The sequence below is a fragment of the Armatimonadota bacterium genome, from assembly GCA_016125185.1.
GTDB lineage: Bacteria > Armatimonadota > Fimbriimonadia > Fimbriimonadales > Fimbriimonadaceae > Fimbriimonas.
Map to the genome: position 1 here is coordinate 1,922,906 of WGMG01000006.1, position 17,545 is coordinate 1,940,450.

Annotated in this window: 17 protein-coding genes; 9 read left to right on the forward strand and 8 right to left on the reverse strand. The window is 57.3% G+C overall.

Features of this window, described 5'->3' with window-relative positions; translation table 11 throughout:
• The first annotated feature begins 6 nt into the window (after window positions 1–6).
• Window positions 7–1,299 (forward strand): phosphopyruvate hydratase, encoded by a 1,293-nt coding sequence (locus GC165_17075; GenBank protein ID MBI1334584.1) that lies wholly within the window; start codon window positions 7–9, stop codon window positions 1,297–1,299.
• A gap of 75 nt (window positions 1,300–1,374) precedes the next feature.
• On the opposite strand, the gene GC165_17080 is transcribed toward GC165_17075, so the two are convergent.
• From GC165_17080 to GC165_17100, 5 genes are read right to left on the reverse strand one after another with little or no spacing between them, the layout of a single operon-like run.
• Window positions 1,375–1,890 (reverse strand): DUF2752 domain-containing protein, encoded by a 516-nt coding sequence (locus GC165_17080; protein ID MBI1334585.1) that lies wholly within the window; start codon window positions 1,888–1,890, stop codon window positions 1,375–1,377.
• Window positions 1,877–2,893, reverse strand: coding sequence for a tRNA pseudouridine(55) synthase TruB (gene truB, locus GC165_17085; GenBank protein ID MBI1334586.1), 1,017 nt, complete (start codon window positions 2,891–2,893; stop codon window positions 1,877–1,879). Before truB ends, GC165_17080 begins: the two co-directional genes overlap by 14 nt.
• Window positions 2,731–3,708 (reverse strand): bifunctional oligoribonuclease/PAP phosphatase NrnA, encoded by a 978-nt coding sequence (locus GC165_17090; protein ID MBI1334587.1) that lies wholly within the window; start codon window positions 3,706–3,708, stop codon window positions 2,731–2,733. Before GC165_17090 ends, truB begins: the two co-directional genes overlap by 163 nt.
• A gap of 33 nt (window positions 3,709–3,741) precedes the next feature.
• A complete protein-coding gene (locus GC165_17095; protein ID MBI1334588.1) occupies window positions 3,742–4,884 on the reverse strand; it encodes a glycosyltransferase in 1,143 nt (380 codons plus the stop codon).
• Between the two features lie 4 nt (window positions 4,885–4,888).
• Window positions 4,889–6,034: a hypothetical protein gene (locus GC165_17100; protein MBI1334589.1), complete on the reverse strand. Its 1,146-nt coding sequence runs from the start codon at window positions 6,032–6,034 to the stop codon at window positions 4,889–4,891.
• A gap of 188 nt (window positions 6,035–6,222) precedes the next feature.
• On the opposite strand from GC165_17100, the gene GC165_17105 reads away from it, so the two are divergent.
• Window positions 6,223–7,863, forward strand: a complete 1,641-nt coding sequence (locus tag GC165_17105) for a protein kinase (GenBank protein ID MBI1334590.1) — start codon at window positions 6,223–6,225, stop codon at window positions 7,861–7,863.
• Here GC165_17105 and GC165_17110 read toward each other — a convergent pair.
• A complete protein-coding gene (locus tag GC165_17110) occupies window positions 7,860–9,797 on the reverse strand; it encodes a 9-O-acetylesterase (protein MBI1334591.1) in 1,938 nt (645 codons plus the stop codon). The two genes, GC165_17105 and GC165_17110, sit on opposite strands and share 4 nt — an antisense overlap.
• A 140-nt stretch (window positions 9,798–9,937) precedes the next feature.
• Here GC165_17110 and GC165_17115 point away from each other — a divergent pair, with 140 nt between their 5' ends.
• The 7 genes from GC165_17115 (at window position 9,938) to GC165_17145 (ending at window position 16,725) form a co-directional block, all read left to right on the forward strand.
• Window positions 9,938–11,866: a hypothetical protein gene (locus tag GC165_17115; GenBank protein ID MBI1334592.1), complete on the forward strand. Its 1,929-nt coding sequence runs from the start codon at window positions 9,938–9,940 to the stop codon at window positions 11,864–11,866.
• Window positions 11,867–12,028: 162 nt separating this feature from the next.
• Complete coding sequence (locus GC165_17120) at window positions 12,029–12,502, forward strand: hypothetical protein (GenBank protein ID MBI1334593.1); 474 nt, start codon at window positions 12,029–12,031, stop codon at window positions 12,500–12,502.
• Between the two features lie 25 nt (window positions 12,503–12,527).
• Window positions 12,528–13,301: a prolipoprotein diacylglyceryl transferase gene (gene lgt / locus GC165_17125; GenBank protein ID MBI1334594.1), complete on the forward strand. Its 774-nt coding sequence runs from the start codon at window positions 12,528–12,530 to the stop codon at window positions 13,299–13,301.
• Window positions 13,298–14,275, forward strand: coding sequence for a hypothetical protein (locus GC165_17130; protein MBI1334595.1), 978 nt, complete (start codon window positions 13,298–13,300; stop codon window positions 14,273–14,275). The genes lgt and GC165_17130 overlap by 4 nt, the downstream gene beginning before the upstream one ends.
• 400 nt (window positions 14,276–14,675) lie before the next feature.
• On the forward strand, window positions 14,676–14,870 hold the full coding sequence (locus tag GC165_17135) for a hypothetical protein (GenBank protein MBI1334596.1): 195 nt from the start codon (window positions 14,676–14,678) through the stop codon (window positions 14,868–14,870).
• Between the two features lie 157 nt (window positions 14,871–15,027).
• On the forward strand, window positions 15,028–15,627 hold the full coding sequence (locus GC165_17140) for a PEP-CTERM sorting domain-containing protein (protein ID MBI1334597.1): 600 nt from the start codon (window positions 15,028–15,030) through the stop codon (window positions 15,625–15,627).
• Window positions 15,628–15,819: 192 nt separating this feature from the next.
• Window positions 15,820–16,725, forward strand: a complete 906-nt coding sequence (locus GC165_17145) for a family 43 glycosylhydrolase (protein MBI1334598.1) — start codon at window positions 15,820–15,822, stop codon at window positions 16,723–16,725.
• Here the strand turns inward: GC165_17145 and GC165_17150 are convergent.
• Both GC165_17150 and GC165_17155 read right to left on the reverse strand, forming a co-directional pair.
• Window positions 16,722–16,994, reverse strand: a complete 273-nt coding sequence (locus GC165_17150; protein ID MBI1334599.1) for a hypothetical protein — start codon at window positions 16,992–16,994, stop codon at window positions 16,722–16,724. The genes GC165_17145 and GC165_17150 overlap by 4 nt on opposite strands.
• Window positions 16,991–17,542: a sigma-70 family RNA polymerase sigma factor gene (locus tag GC165_17155; protein MBI1334600.1), complete on the reverse strand. Its 552-nt coding sequence runs from the start codon at window positions 17,540–17,542 to the stop codon at window positions 16,991–16,993. Before GC165_17155 ends, GC165_17150 begins: the two co-directional genes overlap by 4 nt.
• Window positions 17,543–17,545: the final 3 nt, after the last annotated feature.

Below are 17,545 nucleotides of genomic sequence, written 5' to 3' on the forward strand. Positions count from 1 at the left end.
AGGGCGATGCCGTATATCTCCAATATCCTAGCCCGCGAAATTATCGACAGCCGAGGCAACCCGACCATCGAAGTGGACGTCGTCCTCGAGTCCGGAGCGATGGGTCGAGCCGCCGTTCCAAGCGGAGCCAGCACCGGTCAGTTCGAAGCGGTCGAACTCCGAGATGGAGATGCCAAGCGATATGGCGGCAAGGGCGTTCTCGACGCCGTCCACAATGTAAACGAGGTCATCGCCCCCGCTCTCATCGACCATGATTCGTCCGACCAGGAAGGCATCGACAGCCTCATGATCGAGCTTGATGGCACGCCGAACAAAGCCAAGCTCGGCGCAAACGCCATCCTCGGCGTCTCGATGGCGGTCGCCAAAGCCGCCGCCGACTACTCTAAGCTTCCCCTTTACCGATACGCCGGTGGAACCACCGCCAAGGTCCTCCCGGTTCCGATGATGAACATCCTCAACGGCGGCGCTCACGCGGACAGCAACGTCGATTTCCAAGAGTTCATGGTCCTACCCGTCGGTGCACCTTCCTTCTCGGAAGCCATGCGCTGGGGATGCGAAATCTTCCACAACCTCAAGAAGGTCCTCAAGAGCAAGGGCCTCGGCACCGGCTACGGCGACGAAGGCGGCTTCGCCCCCAACCTCGAGTCGCAGGAAATGGCGTTCGACTACATCATCGACGCCATCGAAAAGTCTGGCTACACGGCTGGCAAGGACGTCTGGCTCGGCATCGACGCCGCCGCGACCGAGTTTTACGAGGGCGGAGTCTACAAGTATAAGAATGGCAAGTCGCTGAGCGGCGACGACCAAGTTCAGTACCTCGTCGACCTCTGCAACAAGTATCCGATCATCTCAATCGAAGACGGCTGTAGCGAAGAGGACTGGGATAGCTGGAAGAAAGTCACCGACGCCCTCGGAACCAAGATTCAACTCGTCGGCGACGACCTCTTCGTCACCAACGTCGAGCGACTTTCGCGCGGAATCTCGACCGGCACGGCCAACTCGATCCTCATCAAGGTGAATCAGATCGGCTCCCTCAGCGAGACGTTTGCCGCCGTCGAAATGGCTAAGCGCGCGGGTTACACCAGCGTGATGAGCCACCGAAGCGGTGAGACCGAAGACGCCACCATCGCTGACCTCGCCGTCGCGACTAACTGTGGCCAGATCAAGACCGGCGCACCGAACCGAACCGACCGCGTCGCCAAATACAACCAGCTTCTTCGCATCGAAGAGCAGCTTGGCGACAACGCCGTCTACGCGGGCAAGAACGCCTTCGGCAAAATCGCTTCACGCTTCAGCTAGGTAACGTTGAAAACTCGAAGGTCCTGGTCCAGCAAGACTGGGCCAGGACCTTCTTACGTTTGATGAACTGAAAGTTCAGTTCTTTTGGTCGGGGACCGCTGGCGCTTGAGCCCTGGCGTGGGCCATCAGAGATCGGTAGGCCATCTCTTTCGATGTCCCCGAGAACCCCGGCTCCAAAGCCATTCGAATGCCGCCGAACACAAAGAACACGACGACAAAGGAGACGAAGGCCGTATTCGCCTTTGGCGAGTCGATCAGCAGCCGCTTGCCCTTAAAGTTCCCGTACAGCGAAGCCAACGCCACAAACGTGAACGCCAGATACATTGGCACACCTAGTGGGTGGCACTTAAACGCTTCGATGACATGGCCATGCAAGAAGTTCGTCCACGAAGTCGTCAGTCCACAACCCGGACAAGGTCGGTCGAACAACAAAACGCTGGGGCAAGGCGGCAAACCGAGTTGTTGGTGAGTACCATGGCCATGGATGTCCGGCTTGAGATACAGCCCGATGCCTGTGCAGGCCGCCCACATCGCCGTCCAGAGCAGTTGCGCACGGACAAAGATTGGTTTCGCGGGTTCAAAGAGATGCATGGAGAGCCTCAGTAGGAATAACGCATTCAGGCTTCAATTCGTTGCCCATAACCGCGGCGACGGAGATCACTGCCCCATTCGGCTCGGCCAAGGCGACGAACCCCTCCTTCGCGTCGATCAGATTCGGCACACTTCCGCCGTTCCGAACACGCATCGTCTCGAAGTCAGAGAGCGACCGTACCGGCATCGGACGCAACGCTGTCCGCAAAGAAATCATATCATCCATTGTAACGCCATCGAGCGTACTTGCTGCCTCCAGTTTGAACTGACCGACCTGCGTCCGCACTAACGACTGCAGGAAGGCCCCACAGCCGATTCTCTCGCCCAAATCGTTGGCGATCGTCCGCACATAGGTCCCACCAGAACACTCAATTTCAAGCTCGACCGTCGTCTCGCCAATCGCCAGGACGTCCATACGCTCAATATGAATTGTCCGGGCCTTGCGCTCGATCTCGATCCCTTCGCGGGCATATTTATACAGTGGCTGGCCCTTCACTTTGACCGCGCTAAACATCGGTGGCATCTGCTCCTGCAATCCCAAAAATCCTGGAACCACATCTCGAATCTGCGCCGCCAAATCCATCGGCACCGGCCCTTCCCGAACGATCTCGCCCTCCGAGTCGTAGCTATCAGTCGCGATACCAAACCGCACCGTAGCCCGATACACCTTCGGCTCCAATGGCAAGTACTGAAGAAAACGCGTCGCGGGTCCGACCGCCACGACGAGCAAGCCCGTCGCCATTGGGTCCAGCGTTCCCGCGTGGCCGATGCGCTTGGTGTTGAACTTACGACGGAGCTTGGCCACCACGTCGTGCGACGAATATTCCAGCGGTTTGTCGATTAAGACGATGCCAAACAACGGCGCATTCCCTCGATCAGTTGATGTTCGGCGTCCGATAGATCGCCTTCGAAATTGCACCCTGCCGCATTGCGGTGCCCACCGCCGCCGAATTCTCGGGCCACCTCGGCGACGTCGTAGCCTCGACGACTTCGGATCGAGCACCGAATCTTGCCCGGCTTGACTTCACGAATCAAGGCCGCAATCTGCACCGTTTCGATGCTCAAAAGCTCGTTGACGAACCCTTCTGTGTCCTCGTCGGTCGCCTTCGCCCACTCGAAGTCTCGATTGCTCAGGCAACTCCACGCCAATCGGTCGTCCATGTCCAGCTTCATGGTCTCCAGCGCATGGCCAAGAAGCCGCGCCGAGGACAGAGGTCGATTTTGAAAAATCTCTTCCGAGACCAACTCAAGGTTCGCCCCGTTCTCAAGAAGCAGAGCAGAGGCCATCAGGGCGTCCGGCGAAGTATTGCGGAATCGGAACGATCCCGTATCGGTCGAGATTCCCGTATAAAGGCAGGTCGCCATGTCGGGTGTGATTTCCGCATCGACCGCTTGCAGGATATTCGTAATGATCAGTGCCGTCGCCGCCGAACCGATCTCGATGATCCGCAAATCGCCTGGAGCCTCGTGCGGCACGTGATGGTCGATCACAATCAGCCGCTTCAAAGATTCGAAAAATGGCGCCGTGCTTCCCAACCGCTCGAACGCGTCTAGATCGACAACAATCCCCAAATCGTAATCGCTCTCGGCGGGAGCTTGCCGAACGCGTTTGACCGTCGGCAGGAAGCGCAAATTTCGAGGAGCGTCATGGTGGCACAGCACTTCCACCTTCTTACCCATGGCCTCTAGGTAGAGAGCAAGCCCCAGCGCCGAACCCAAGGCGTCCCCATCGGGATTGAGATGGGTCCCGATCAGGATTTTCGAGGCTCTTTCGATTTCGGTCTGAAATGCCTGTACAAGCGTGCTATCAATCTTCATCAGGCATGACTCCGCACAAGGGGTATACCTTAACTACGGCAAATATCGCCGCTCTGGACCGCGTTCAATCGCAAGTTCGAGGTATTCGACAAACTCTCGTTGAAATCGCTCGACACTAAACGCCTGGGCATGTTCCTTCAGCTTTTCGGGATCGAACGACCGCTGCTCCAACCTTTGAACCGCTTCCCACAGTTGCTCGGGCGTCTGCTCCGAAATATGCTCGCCAAACTCGGCCGTCACGGTTTCCGCCGCCCCGCCTTGGTTGTAGACGACGACCGGCAATCCCGCCGCCATCGCCTCGACCGGGACGATCCCAAAATCCTCATAAGCCGGGAAAAGCACACCTCGCGAGCGACTGAGCAACTGCTTTAGGTCGGCGTCAGACAACCGGCCATGGAAGACAATGTTCGACGCCCCCGCTGCCATCTCTTTGAGCTTTGCCTCATACGGCCCCGATCCCACGATGTTCAGCTTGAATCCGCCAAGCCTCGCCGCCTCGATAGCCAGGTCGAACTTCTTGTAGGGAATCAGACGACTCCACATTGTGTAGCCTTCTGAATCCGATTCGCGCGGCGTGTCACGCCACTTTTCGACGTTCACGCCGGGATAGATCACTTTCTCTACAGGTCGGCGATAAACCTTCTCCAACCGTCCCGCCGTGGTCGAGGAATTCGCCACCGTATACGTTGGGTTCTTGGCCCCTTCAAGGTCAAGTTTTTTGAGGCGCTTCACGATTGCCTGCCGAACCTTCCCGCTTCCCGCCCGCTTATCGATCTCGGGAAACCACAGAGCACGAGCAGGGGAATGGTAGTAGCAATAGTCGATGGCATCGGGACGCGGACGTGCGTTGTGTGCAAAAGTGTGGGACGACGTAATAACGACGTCATACTCGCTCAAATCAAACGATCGGTAACAGTCTGCAAGTACCGGGGCATAAACAAAATGCTTCGTTTTCGAAAGCGGCAAGCCAGAAACCCAATGCGACCTTACGTCCTTCCCGTCGAGCCAAGAAAATTTTTCGGAGTTGTACTGCGCCGCATGGATCACGGCTTCAGGAAGAATCTCGTGAATCGAACGCAACACTTCCTCGGCCCCGCCCATGACCGTCAGCCAGTCATGCACAATCGCGATCTTATGGGCAGAGGCAATCGCCTTCGCACGGTCTTGAACGGTCATAAGTCTAAAGCGTCGTGAATTTCCACGCCTTGCTATGAGTATTGCCCTTGTTGTCTCGAAGCTTCAAGCTCACCGAGTAAGTCGTATGGGCCTTCAGCGGCTCCTTCGGAATCAAAATCACCGAGGTCTGCAAATGCTCGTCGTTATGCGGCGTCAACTCAAATCGCGGAACATCGTCCCCGTAAGCCTCCTTCAGACTCGACGAAATCAACTCGACATCCTCAATTCCGTCGCCATAAACGTTCATCACGATCGGATACCCAAGGGTCGTCTCAGCTTCAGGATAATTCCGCATCGGGTCCGGCACTTCCTGGTTGTGCCAAGACGGTGGCACGTTCTGACCGTTACTCGGTGGCGAAACGTAGTCGCCATCTTCGATCGACGTGTCGCCGTCCATCGTGAAGTAGCGATCAGAAAAGCTAGCGCCGACAATGCCTGGTCCTGGTCGCATCATGTGGATGCGGTGGTACGGAGCGTCCCAAAGCCCGCGGATGCCATCGGCAGGGCTCGTCCCACCCATTGAGACGACCTCCCAACTGGACCCAACATGACCAAATAGGTTCACCCGGTCCTTAGGCTCAGCACCGGTAAATCCAGGCTTGGAGGGCTCCTCGGCGTGCCCGCCTTCCTGATTCAACGCCAAATACTTGGTGTGAGCGGTAGCCGCCAGGTTCAGGGCCGCGTCAAAACGGCAAGGGGCAAACCCGTGGGCAACCCGAATCCGGTTAAATTCGTCGATTGCCTGCCGGGAATTCGACGTCAGGTTTGCAGTCGTCTCGACTGCGTCGGACCGAATCGTCACCGTCCAATTCTTATCAAAATTGGCCCAGTTATCGACCTTGACCTTGGCGTGGACCTCGTAAGTCCCTACCGCGAGATCCGACGGAGGCTCAAAAGCCAGTTCACGCTTGGTCGAATCGTACTTTGCGTCAACCTTTTTGCCGTTGATCACCATCGTGCCGTCGGTGATCTTCGCCGACCCATCCGCCCAAACCTGCCAAACGAATCGCGGATTGCGGATTCGCACGTCGCTCGTAGGTCCAAAGCCCGCCGTCCAAATCTGGACTGCCTTGCGATTCCCCTGGAAAGGAAGCGCAAAAGCACAAGTGCCGAGGGCCGCGAGAGTTAAAAGGTGTCGAAACTTGGTCACTTCTCTACTCTTGAGTCGTCAAAAATAAATGACGGTTGGGTTCGGTCGAAAACTTACTGGAAAAGTAGGGCCGTCCGATATTTTCTTTCCATGTTCGGGTTGAATTCTCACGTGGAACCTGAACATATGAAATTCGAGTCTTTGTAAACTGGGAAATAACCCTAAAATAGGTATTAGTCGGTTCGCGCATGAGCAGTCCTCCACAAACGCTTGGTCAGTATCAGATCATCCGCGAAATTGCGCGTTCGAACGACATTGTTTACGAAGCCTACGATCCCCTGATGAATCGCCGCGTAGCGGTGAAGGAGCTGTCCATGCCGTCCGGTTCAACACCGCAACAGTTGGAAGACCGGATCAACCGTTTCCGCCGCGAGGCCCAAGCTGTTGGGAGCCTGAATCATCCCAACATCATGACAGTCTACTCCTTCAGTGAAGATAGCGGAAGATACTTTATGGCGATGGAGTATCTGGACGGAGTCACGCTTCGAAAAGAGATCGACAACTCGGGATTTTTGGCCCAGGACCAGGCCATCGACATCATCTCCCAAGTGCTCGAAGGTCTCCACCACGCGCACCAAGAAGGCGTCGTCCACCGTGACATCAAACCCGACAATATCCAGATCACCACCGCCAACGGCGTCAAAATCACCGACTTCGGCATTGCCCGCCTCACCTTTCAGCCCAACCTCACAATGGACGGCCAAGTGTTCGGCACCCCCAGCTACATGTCGCCGGAGCAAGTCGTCGGCAAAGAGATCGACCAGCGAACCGACCTCTTCAGCGTCGGCGTCATGCTTTACGAAATGCTGACCGGCAACAAGCCGTTCCAAGGCGACAACGTCATCGCCATTACCCACGCCATCGTCAACGGCTCCATTCCGCCCACCACCCAAATCCCCAGCCCCATCTATCAGGTCATCACCAAGGCGCTGGAAAAGGCGCCCCAGATGCGCTACACCAACGCGGCCGAAATGAAAGTAGCGCTCGAAGACGCCGCCCAACCGGCCCAAAACCAGCACTACCAAAACCCCGTCGCGGGCTTCGATCCCTATTCCCAGCCGCCGCAGAGCCTCATCCAACCGAATCCCTATCAACAGGCGAACCCCTACCAACAGCCGGACCCCTACGCGTTACCAATCCAAACACCGTACGGCGGCGTTGTCCCCAGCTACAATCCCTACGGCCAGCAGCCAATGATGGCTCCGCCGCCCGTCATCGCCAATACGCCAAGCTACGGTTCCTACAATCCGTATCAACAACCAATGCTTGGCCCAACTCCGATGCAACAGCCGTACAATGCATACTATCCGCCGCCTCCCGGACCACCGCTGATCAGTTACGAGGCCAAGGAGCGAATGCGACAATTCATCTTCGCCATCATCCTCTTTGCCGTCATCGCGGCCATCCTCATCGTCGCCTTCGTGACCCTCTCGTCTTCGATCAAGCAGCAGCAAGCATCCCAAGGTGGATCGCCGTCGAGTTCATCTAGTGGGCCATCCATCGCGAACGGTGGGTCAGACAATCCTTCGGCCACGAATGATGCCAAGCCGCCTCCCGGCCGTAGTGGAGCCGAGCTAAGCGCCAACGCCGACAAAGCGCTCACTTACATTGCTCAAAGTAGTGGCCACGTTGCCGCCGGCGACGCCTACCAGCAGGCGGGAGACAACGCCAACGCTTACGACGAGTACGGCAAAGCGTTCAACATCCTATTGGCAAACAATGCCAGCCGAACCGACCTCCGTCAAGTCCTCTACAAAATGGAGGAAGTCGCCGCGCCCGGTTCTCCCGAGCGCGACAAAGTCGACGAAGAAATGGCCAAGCTGAACTAGCGCCGATCCTGGGTGATCATCGGCCACTTGTCCGTTCGGAATGGCATCGCCGGGAGCCCGTCGCTGTTCACCAGGTTCACCAGCGGGTTGTCCTGCCACCCATAGCGAACCGCTACCGGGTTCGGCACGTCCGCGCTCGTCAGCACCACCGTGCTGCCATCGATCGTCGCCGTCGCCCAGTGCCACTTCTTGTCCTCGCCCGCAACCGCAAACGCCCTCGGCGCTTGCCCATCGGTCGTCTTCAGACCGCCCGCGTGGCTCAAAGTCACCGTCACTTTCGATCCCGAAAACGACATCGAATCGAATCGCGGCCCCTGCCACTCGACGTCTCGGTGATAGTCCTTGCGCATCGCGATTCTCGCCAGCCGCTCGCCCACGTCCTTCTTATCGCGCGGATGAATGTCGTTCGGATTGCCGATGTCGATGATCGTGGCCGTCCCGCAGTTCGGCATCTGGCCAACATAGTCCTGAGCATCCCGCAACTCTGCCCAAGCCGAGTCGAACTGGTTCTCGTCCGCCTTCATGAAGTTGGCTAACTGGACGATATAGAACGGAAAATCGCCTTGCTTAAAGATGCCACGCCAGTCGCGAATCATGTCCGGCAACAGCGAACGGTATTGGTACGCCCGGTCCGCGTTCGACTCGCCCTGGTACCAAATCGCCCCGCGAATGCTATACGGCGCAAGCGGATACAGCATTGCGTTGTAAAGGTTCGACGGGAAGTTCGGATCGCTGGTCGTCTGCGGAGCCTGGGGCTCGGGACCCGCGTCGGGAAGCGGCGGCTTGCGTGCTCCCTCCACCTTCATCTTCCATCCGTCGCCAATCGGCAAGTCGCCCAGCTTCAAGGCATCCTTACCCGAGGTAAATCCGCCCGGCCCCTGTCCGTCGTACGCCCGAACGGCAATCACGTTCTTACCCGCCTTCATCAGACCTGGCTGAATCGAATACTTGCGAAACGCGCTGTACCAAAACGGGACGGTCATGTCCGTCCGCCCGACCTCTTGGCCGTTCACGAACGTCATGTCATAGTCGTCGATCGCGCCGAGGCTCAGCGTAGTAGCCGCCTTCGCCTGCTCGGCGGTCAAGTCCACTGTCTTTCGGAACCAAATCGTCCCGTCAAAGTCTGCCGGAAAACTGTACGGCATCTCCGCCGCCTGCCAACTGCTGTCGTCGTATTCCTTGCCCGCCTCCACCATCGCCCGCGGGCCAAAAAAGTCTGGCGAAGCCTTCGTTTGCCACACCTTCACCGCCGCGTGGTACTCGTCCAGGCCCGTCGGCGCGCTCTGCAGGGCCGTTTTCGCCCGGTTATAGATGTTTGTCGTCATCGGGTCGGTGGATAGCATGTCCATCCCCGTCCACGCCTCGGCCACCGTGCCACCCCACGACGTGTGGATCATCCCGATCGGAACCTTCAACTCGGAGTACAGCTTTCGCCCAAACGCATATCCCACCGCCGAGAACGAGCCAATGGTGTCCGGCGAAGCCGCCGCCCAACTCCCCGTCACATCGTCCAGCGGTTTGTTCGACGTATTCTTTGTCACCGTAAACATCCGCACATGCGGGTCGGTGTTCTGCTTCGCCTCGTTCAGGTCCAGTGCGTTCGACTCGGTGAATTCCATGTTCGACTGGCCCGAGCAGATCCAAACTTCACCCACATAGACGTCCGAAATCGTCTTCTTGCCCGTTCCCTCGACGGTGACCGTGTAAGGTCCGCCCGCTTCCATCGCCGGCAAAAACACTCGAAACTTGCCCGTCGGCATCGTGATGCCAACCGCAAACTCGCTCCCACAGGTCACCTTCACAACCTTCCCCGGCTGGTCCCACCCCCAAACCGCGATCGGCTTTTCGCGCTGGAGGACCATGTGGTCGGAAAAGAGGGAGGCGACGCCGAAGCTAGATGTCTGGGCGAGAGCGACGGTGCATGCAAGGATCATCGTAAAGTCATTTTATGTCGGTGGCAAGGCTGGAAACAACCCAGGGCCTGGTGACGAATCCGAAACGACTTGCGTATCATCTTCGAAAAGTAGGGTTTTGGGGGAAGAAAAAAGTGGGAAGAGAAAGAATTTGGCCAACGATGGCGTTGGCGTTCACGGCCGCGATGGCCGTGCCGCAATCGCCGCTGACGGCGACAAAGCTCGATAAGCCGCCGACCATCGACGGCAAAATCAACGACTCGGAATGGCATTCAGTCACTCCTCTCACCGGTCTAAAAGACCCCAACACCGGCGCGCCCTATCCCGACTCCGCCAAGTTCTGGATCGCTTACGACAAAAACTACGTCTACTTCGCCGCCAAAATGACCGAGAGCGAGCCGGGCAAGATCCGTGCGAACGAGTACCGCACCAACGTCGATCTCTCCGGCGATGACTACGTCGAACTTGATCTCGACCTTTCGGGTTCACTCAGCGCCTTCAACACATTCCAAATCAACCCGCTTGGCGCGACTCATATCTCCATCGCCGGTGGCCGCGCCGCCAAGCGCGAATGGCTTGGTGAGTTCCTCGCCAAGGGCCGTGTCACGCCCGACGGGTGGGAAGCCGAGGCCAGAATCCCCTGGCGGGCTATGAATATCCCACGAGGTGGCCGCCACGATATCCGCTTCAATATCCTCCGCTTCATCGCCAAAAATCAGCGCACACTGGCCCAAACTTTCGTCCCACCGCTCCAAACCGCCCTCACGCCAACCTGGCAGTCCGTCGACCTCCCCAAGCCCGAGGTCGATCACAGCATCAAGCTGTTGCCCTACCTTTACACTGGCTACGACCCCTCCACCGGCGGCGTCTACAACGGCGGGCTCGACATGAAGACCAATCTCACCGACCAGGTCACCATGGTCGGCTCCATCAACCCCGACTTCCGCAACATCGAAAACTCGATCCTTTCTCTGGATTTCAGCCGTTTCGAGCGCATCGCCGATGAGACTCGCCCCTTTTTCCAGGAAGGTCACCAGTACAGCAACTCTCAGCTCTTCATCAGCCAGCGCATCCACCAATTCGATGCGGGCATCAACACCTACGGACGCCTCAACGACAAAACCAGCTTCTCCACCATCGCCACCGCCCAGTTCGGCAACGAGTCCGACACCGTCATCAACGTCTCCCACGACCCGACGCCGGACACTTCCCTCCGCGTCACCACCACCGACCTCGAACAACCCGGCCTGAGTAACCGGAGCAACCTTTTCAGGTATTCGCAAAACTTCGGGGCCTTCAACCTCTTTGCCCGTCACATGGACAGCCAGGACACCACCCTCGGCGAAGGCGTTCAGAACGACGCATACCTCACCTATTCGCGGTCGGGCTTCACCTCCACCACTGGCTGGGCCTTCGCTAGCAAGAATTTCAAGCCCCGCCTCGGCTTCGTCTCCGAGGTCGATCTCAAAGGCTTCGGCTCCTTCAACGACTTCACTCGCAACTTCGACCACGGACCGCTCAGCGATATGGACGTCCAGGCCAGCATCACCGCCTACGACCACGCCGATGGCAGCTTCTACCGCAACGAACAGTTCTATCAAGCCAGCGCCACCCTCCGTGGCGGACTCAATTTATCGCTCGGCATCGACCAAGCGAACTTCGAAGGAAGCAAAGACAGCCTCTACACCTACGCCGCCACCTACCCGCGCGGCAATCCCTACAACAACGTCCGCATCCAATACGACCAAGGCATGCAGGCTGGCCTCCCCTATCACAGCATCACCGGCACCACCTCATACCGGCCCAACAAGAAGCTCCAATTCACGCTCCGCGAGCAGCACGTGGACTACGATGTCGCCAGCGATCAAACCATCTTCACCACCGCTTGGGACCTCGGGAAGGACCGCTCCATCGCCAGCCGATTCGTCCGCCAAGACAACAACTTCAACGCCTACCTTGCCTACCAGCGAAGCGGAAACCAAGGTACCGAGTACTACTTCATCCTCGGCGATCCCAACGCCTTGACCTATCGAAATGCCCTCACGCTCAAATTGGTCGTCCCTGTTTCTCTCGGAAAGCCACGAAAATAACAGGAATCTAAGAAAATTTCCCCAACAAAAGGAAGGTCGATTAGATTCAAATTTGAACGAATTCCTAACCTTTTCCTAGAGGAAAGTGTAATTTTGTCTCCTAAAAGTGGAGTCATAATGAATGTGCGATCAACGATGCTCGTACATTTTGGAGTTACAAATATGCGTGCATTCGAGCCTTGGCAATTAGATCAATTAGGGCGAATAGGAGAGGTTCACCCTGCACGGCTCGAGGAACTCCTACAAGCACTCTGGAACCGATACCCGTTCCTTTACGAAGAACTCGCAATCGGCGCAGTCGAACGTGGCACATTGTCCCTCGATGAAGCGGCAGTGCAACTGGGAATTTCTTCGGACCTGTTGCAAGAAAAAGTCACTCACTACAAAAGCACCGGCGACCACCGAATCACCGTCAATGGCGGTGTGGCTCGGTTGGCCTCTAGCCATGTAGCCGTCTGGGAAGTCTATCGCGACTTCGAAAAATCCGGCAATCTCGACCATCTCATGTCGACTTTCCCCGGAATTCCGATCAGCGAACTCAAGGCTGCCCTACGCTATGCCGAAGCTCATCCCGAAGAAATTCGCGAGCTGATCGACCGATATGAATCAACCTATCGGAACCGCTTTGTCGTCTAGGCTGTAAACTCTACTACAAGAGTCTATGTATCCAACGATTTTCCAAATCGGAAGCTTCAAGTTGGCTAGCTTCGGGCTCATGATGGTCATCGCCTTCTTGGCGTCCCTCATGCTCGCCCGAAAGCGCGCTCCGAAATTTGGAATCAGCGCCGACAGCCTATCCGACGTCGCCTTCTGGGCCATCCTGTCTGGAATTCTCGGTGCCCGAGTTTTCTTCATCATTCAGGACATCCCCTACTATTCCAAGCATGTCGGCGAACTGCTCAGCATCCAATTCCAAGGTCTGACCAGCTTCGGCGGATTCATCGTCGGTGGTCTCGTCGCCGCCTACGTCTGCAAAAAGAAGGGCATCCCCATCCTCGCTTGCATGGATCTCGTCGCCCCAGCCTTCATCCTTGGCCACGCAATTGGCCGGATCGGCTGTCTGCTAAACGGATGCTGCCACGGCGCACCCGCCAAGAGCGCTTTCCCGTTCCTGGCCTACAGCAGTGAGATCAACGCCTACTGCGTGCCCGCCCAACTCTACGATTCGGCGATGAACATCGGCGTTCTCTTCCTGCTGCTCTCGCTCGAAAAACGATCTCACCGCCGAGCAGGATATACGTTGGGCATGGCCCTCATCCTCCACGGCCTCACGAGGTTTATTTACGAATTCTTCCGTGCGGGAACATCCAGCACGACCATCGGTCTCGGCAATCTCCCCATCACCGATGGGCACATAATGGCAGTTGTGATCATGATCGTCGGTGGTTTCTTCGTCCTCCGCTCCAAGCCAGTCGAGGTTCCAGCCGTACAATGAGGGTCCCCGAATATCTCGCCGGCTTTCCCAACAAGTCGTCGCTCGTCGTGGGTGACTTGATGTTGGACGAGTACATTTTTGGCTCTGCCAACCGCATCAGCCAGGAAGCTCCCGTCATCGTCGTCAAGCAGAACCGCATCTCATCCGTCCCCGGTGGCGCGGCCAACGTCGCCATGAACCTCATGGCCCTCGGCGCGAAGACCGGCGTGGTGGGCGTCGTCGGTGACGACAAAGCCGCCGACGACCTCGAAGCTTCGCTGAAGCTGAGCGGCGTCGGCCCCATCCAGATTCTGCGCGATCCCGATCGCCCTACGACTCGCAAGACCCGCGTCGTCGCCAACCACTCTCACCAGGTCCTGCGTATCGACGTTGAAGAAGAAGTTCCGATTGGCCCCGCGCTGGAGAAAGATCTGATTCAAAGCGTTCGGTCCTCCGCCAACGGATGCGATGTCCTCCTCCTCAGCGACTACCAGAAGGGCGCAATTCCTGGACCCGTGATCGAGAAGATCGTCGCCCTTGGCAAAGAACTCGGCATTCCCGTCGTCGCCAACGCCAAGCCCGGCACCGCTCACCACTACCACGGAGCCGACGTTGTCAGCCTCAACCGCTTCGAAGCCTCGTCCGCCCTCGGCTACCTCAAGCCGATCACCGACGACATGGCGATCGATGCGGCTAAACAACTGCGCCGCGAACTCGAGATTCAAACGCTTGTCATCACCCTCGGCGCTAGCGGAATGGTCTTCGCCAACGACTCCGAAGCCCAAAGCGTCCCTGCTATCCGCGTAGAGGTCTACGACGAAGCTGGTGCCGGTGACACGGTCATCGCCACTCTCGCCCTCTGCGCCACCTGCGGTCCCCTTGATGCCGAAGCTCTTCGCCTGGCGACCCACACCGCCGCCAGCGTTGTGCGCAAGATCGGCGTCGCCGTCCCCACCGCCGAGGACCTCCAGCAAATCGCCCAAGTCTTCCGATAAGGTTGGAGGGCGGGCGTCTCGTTCACAAAGAAGATAGGGTGGCATGCTCAGCCGAGCTTGCGAGTCTGAGCATGGTTACAAGTTCCCTTCCTTCCTTCGAGGAGGAAGGGCGCAGGGATGGCGGGGACCAAACCCAAATCCCCTTCCATTATGACGAACGAAGTGACCGACCACGAAGTGGTCGCAGACCTTAGCCGGGGTGCCGGAGCGACGAAGGAGCGCAGACCCCCGGATAGCACCCGCTACATCGAAAGTCCGAGGAGTCCCGAGCATCGGGACGACCCCGCCATTATGGCGGCCAACAACTAAGGATCAACCCGAACCAACCCTCTACCAGTTTTGAACCCACTCCAACACCAAATCGCCCGATCAAGGTATCTTTTATGGTTACGGAACAAACATGAGAGTCAGAAACAAAGAAATTCGCGCCAAGCGACATCGAAAAGAACAAATTATTAAAGACGCGATCCGCACCGCCAAGGCCGAAGCCGCCGGTGGATCCAAGAAGGAAAAGAAGGCCGCTAAGCCAGCTTCCAAGCCCGCCGCCAAGAAGGCCGCGCCGAAGAAGACCGAAGAAGCTCCGGCCGCCGAGTAATCTCCGTAATCCACGTATTGAATGCCCCCTCAAAGAAGGGGGCATTTTCATTTCAGAAGCCCAACCTGTCAGATTTGCTGGATTGATTTATCGAGGTGGGGTGACTAGACTAAATGCTGGGTTCCCCACCTTTGGCGGTGCCTACGTTGGTTTAATCATGAAAATTAGAGCCTGCACTCTAGCTATTTCTTCGCTATTCATCGGTTTTTCGGTCACCGCACAGGCCGATGTTATCCTCGACACCTTTGGTTCCACTGGTGGAGGGTTTGACCAAGTTCTCAGCTATACCATTAGTACGAACGACGTGGTGGATCGGCCATTCTCCGTGAACGGCACCTACTCGTTGGACTCCATCGATGTCGCCCTCATCGGCTTTGGCAGCGATCTTGTGCAACTCGATTTGTGTTCCGACGACGCGGGAAACCCAGGTTCCATTATTGAATCGTTTTCCATTCTCACGAACCCGGGCACGACGATGATCTACTCCGTCACATCCGTGCTGCAGCCAGTTTTGTCGACCGGCAACTACCACCTCAAGATGAGTATGGATTCAAACTCGGCGGGCTGGTGTTGGACCACCAATCCGGGAGTCAAACCCATCGACTTTAGTTTTGATCAGGGAGCTACTTGGCATCTGCAAAACACGGTCGACATTACCACTAGAATAACCGCGACGGCAGTTGTCCCAGAGCCTGCCTCTTTCGCAGTTCTCGGCCTTGGTGCCTTCGCGCTCATTCGCCGCCGTAGAACAGCCTAACTTCGAACCCCCAAAAAGATGTCCCCCTTCTTGAAAGGGGGACTCGGTAAAGACGCCGTTGAGGGTTGGGGTGGGATGATTTGGCTACCGGCGTCGAAACTGTTGCCATCATAATGCCGCCGATTTGTTTGGAAATCATTTGCATTCCGACTCCGAAAAACACCTTCATTTCACCTTCATCAAACCGCCAAGATGAGCCACAATGACCCCGTGCAAATGTCCGGCAATCCGGTTTTCCCTGGCTGGTACGCCGACCCCGAACTCCACCTCTTCGCGGGCCGCTACTACATCTATCCGACCTACTCCGCCCTTTACGAAGACCAAACCTTCTTCGAGGTCTTCTCGTCCGACGACCTAACCAACTGGACCAACGAAGGCCGAGGCCTCGATTTCGCCGACGTTCCTTGGAGCACCAACCGCGCCGCTTGGGCACCGTCCGTCGCCGAAAAAGACGGCCGTTACTACATGTACTTTTCTGCCGGTGATGGCGCAGGAATCGGTGTCGCCGTCGCCGACAACCCCCAAGGCCCGTTCGTCGACGCCCTCGGACACCCACTCATCAAGGAATATCACCACGGTGCGCAGCCAATCGACGCCCATGCTTACGTCGATGACGACGGTCAGGCCTACCTCTACTATGGCGGTTGGAAGCATGCGGTAGTCGTCCAGCTCGGCGAGGACATGATCTCCACCGTAGGCGACTTCCAAGAGATCACGCCCGAGCTCTACGTCGAAGGCCCCTTCATGATCAAACGCAAGGGCCTCTACTATTTCATGTGGTCCGAAGGCTCCTGGGGCGACGCCTCCTACTCGGTGGCCTACGCCAAGTCCAAATCGCCCTACGGCCCGTTCGTCCGCCACGGAAAAGTCCTCCAAAGCGACCCGAACATCGGAAACAGCGCCGGACATCACTCCGTCCTCCAAATCCCGAACACTGACGAATGGTACATCTGCTACCACCGGCGTCCCATCGAGGAAACCGCCCGCGACCACCGCGTTACGTGCATCGAGCGAATGTTCTTCGACGAGAACGACGACATCGTCCCCGTCGTGCTGACGCATGAAGGCGTTCCCGCCCGGCCGATCGATCAAACCTAAGCCGTCGTAGGCTCAAGCTTATTCAAAAGGTCGCTCAGGTCGCCTTGCGACATCAGGTCCTCGCCCTCGGCGCACGCTTCTTCGTACGCTAGCCGAATCGCGTCCTGGTAGCACTTCAGCGCGTCCATGGTCGCCTTACAGTTGCCGCACTTTTCCGCGTGCTTCTTCACGTACCACTTAAAAAGTCCTCCCTTCGAGTTCTCGAAGACGAGCCTTTCCAAAGTCGAGGCGAACATGCCGCACGGTTTCAACGCATCGTGAGATTTCATAAGGTGCACTCCAACGAGTTCAGACGGGAAGCAAGTTTCATCCTTGCCCGAGAGAGACGAGATCGAACGGTACCCACCGCGATTTGGAGGATCGCCGCAGTTTCCTCATAATCGAATTGGTGGATGTCGACCAGCACGACACATTCTCGCTGGTCGTCGGGTAATTCGTCAATAGCCCGCGTCAAGACGTCCCGCAGACCGACGTTCTCAAATTCGCGCCGACCGTCGATCCCAGGGGTCTGTTCGTCCGGCGGTCCCGCGATCCGCTTGTTCTTCCGCTTGTGCATCAAGAACTCGTTGCGGATCACCGTCGCGAACCACGCCTTGGCTTGGTTATCCAGGCAAAGGGTGCGGTTCATATAGGCTTGATAACCCTTGATCACGGCCTCTTGGACAATGTCCTTGGCGAGTTCGTGGTCGGGCCGCGTATAGCTGAAGGCCAGAGAATTCAGGCGAGGAAGATGACTGGCGAGAAAACGCTCGTAGTCCGACCTCGTCTGCTGTCCTGGCGCGGCGCAGCCGGGTTGTGCGACGGCAATTTGAAGCATGTT

Excerpts from the sequence above, each read along its gene's own strand:
- GC165_17075 (MBI1334584.1), top strand. The coding sequence starts at position 7 with ATGCCGTATATCTCCAATATCCTAGCCCGCGAAATTATCGACAGCCGA.
- GC165_17080 (MBI1334585.1), bottom strand. The coding sequence starts at position 1,890 with ATGCATCTCTTTGAACCCGCGAAACCAATCTTTGTCCGTGCGCAACTG.
- GC165_17090 (MBI1334587.1), bottom strand. The coding sequence starts at position 3,708 with ATGAAGATTGATAGCACGCTTGTACAGGCATTTCAGACCGAAATCGAA.
- GC165_17095 (MBI1334588.1), bottom strand. The coding sequence starts at position 4,884 with ATGACCGTTCAAGACCGTGCGAAGGCGATTGCCTCTGCCCATAAGATC.
- GC165_17105 (MBI1334590.1), top strand. The coding sequence starts at position 6,223 with ATGAGCAGTCCTCCACAAACGCTTGGTCAGTATCAGATCATCCGCGAA.
- GC165_17110 (MBI1334591.1), bottom strand. The coding sequence starts at position 9,797 with ATGATCCTTGCATGCACCGTCGCTCTCGCCCAGACATCTAGCTTCGGC.
- GC165_17115 (MBI1334592.1), top strand. The coding sequence starts at position 9,938 with ATGGCGTTGGCGTTCACGGCCGCGATGGCCGTGCCGCAATCGCCGCTG.
- GC165_17120 (MBI1334593.1), top strand. The coding sequence starts at position 12,029 with ATGCGTGCATTCGAGCCTTGGCAATTAGATCAATTAGGGCGAATAGGA.
- lgt (MBI1334594.1), top strand. The coding sequence starts at position 12,528 with ATGTATCCAACGATTTTCCAAATCGGAAGCTTCAAGTTGGCTAGCTTC.
- GC165_17130 (MBI1334595.1), top strand. The coding sequence starts at position 13,298 with ATGAGGGTCCCCGAATATCTCGCCGGCTTTCCCAACAAGTCGTCGCTC.
- GC165_17135 (MBI1334596.1), top strand. The coding sequence starts at position 14,676 with ATGAGAGTCAGAAACAAAGAAATTCGCGCCAAGCGACATCGAAAAGAA.
- GC165_17140 (MBI1334597.1), top strand. The coding sequence starts at position 15,028 with ATGAAAATTAGAGCCTGCACTCTAGCTATTTCTTCGCTATTCATCGGT.
- GC165_17145 (MBI1334598.1), top strand. The coding sequence starts at position 15,820 with ATGAGCCACAATGACCCCGTGCAAATGTCCGGCAATCCGGTTTTCCCT.
- GC165_17150 (MBI1334599.1), bottom strand. The coding sequence starts at position 16,994 with ATGAAATCTCACGATGCGTTGAAACCGTGCGGCATGTTCGCCTCGACT.
- GC165_17155 (MBI1334600.1), bottom strand. The coding sequence starts at position 17,542 with ATGCTTCAAATTGCCGTCGCACAACCCGGCTGCGCCGCGCCAGGACAG.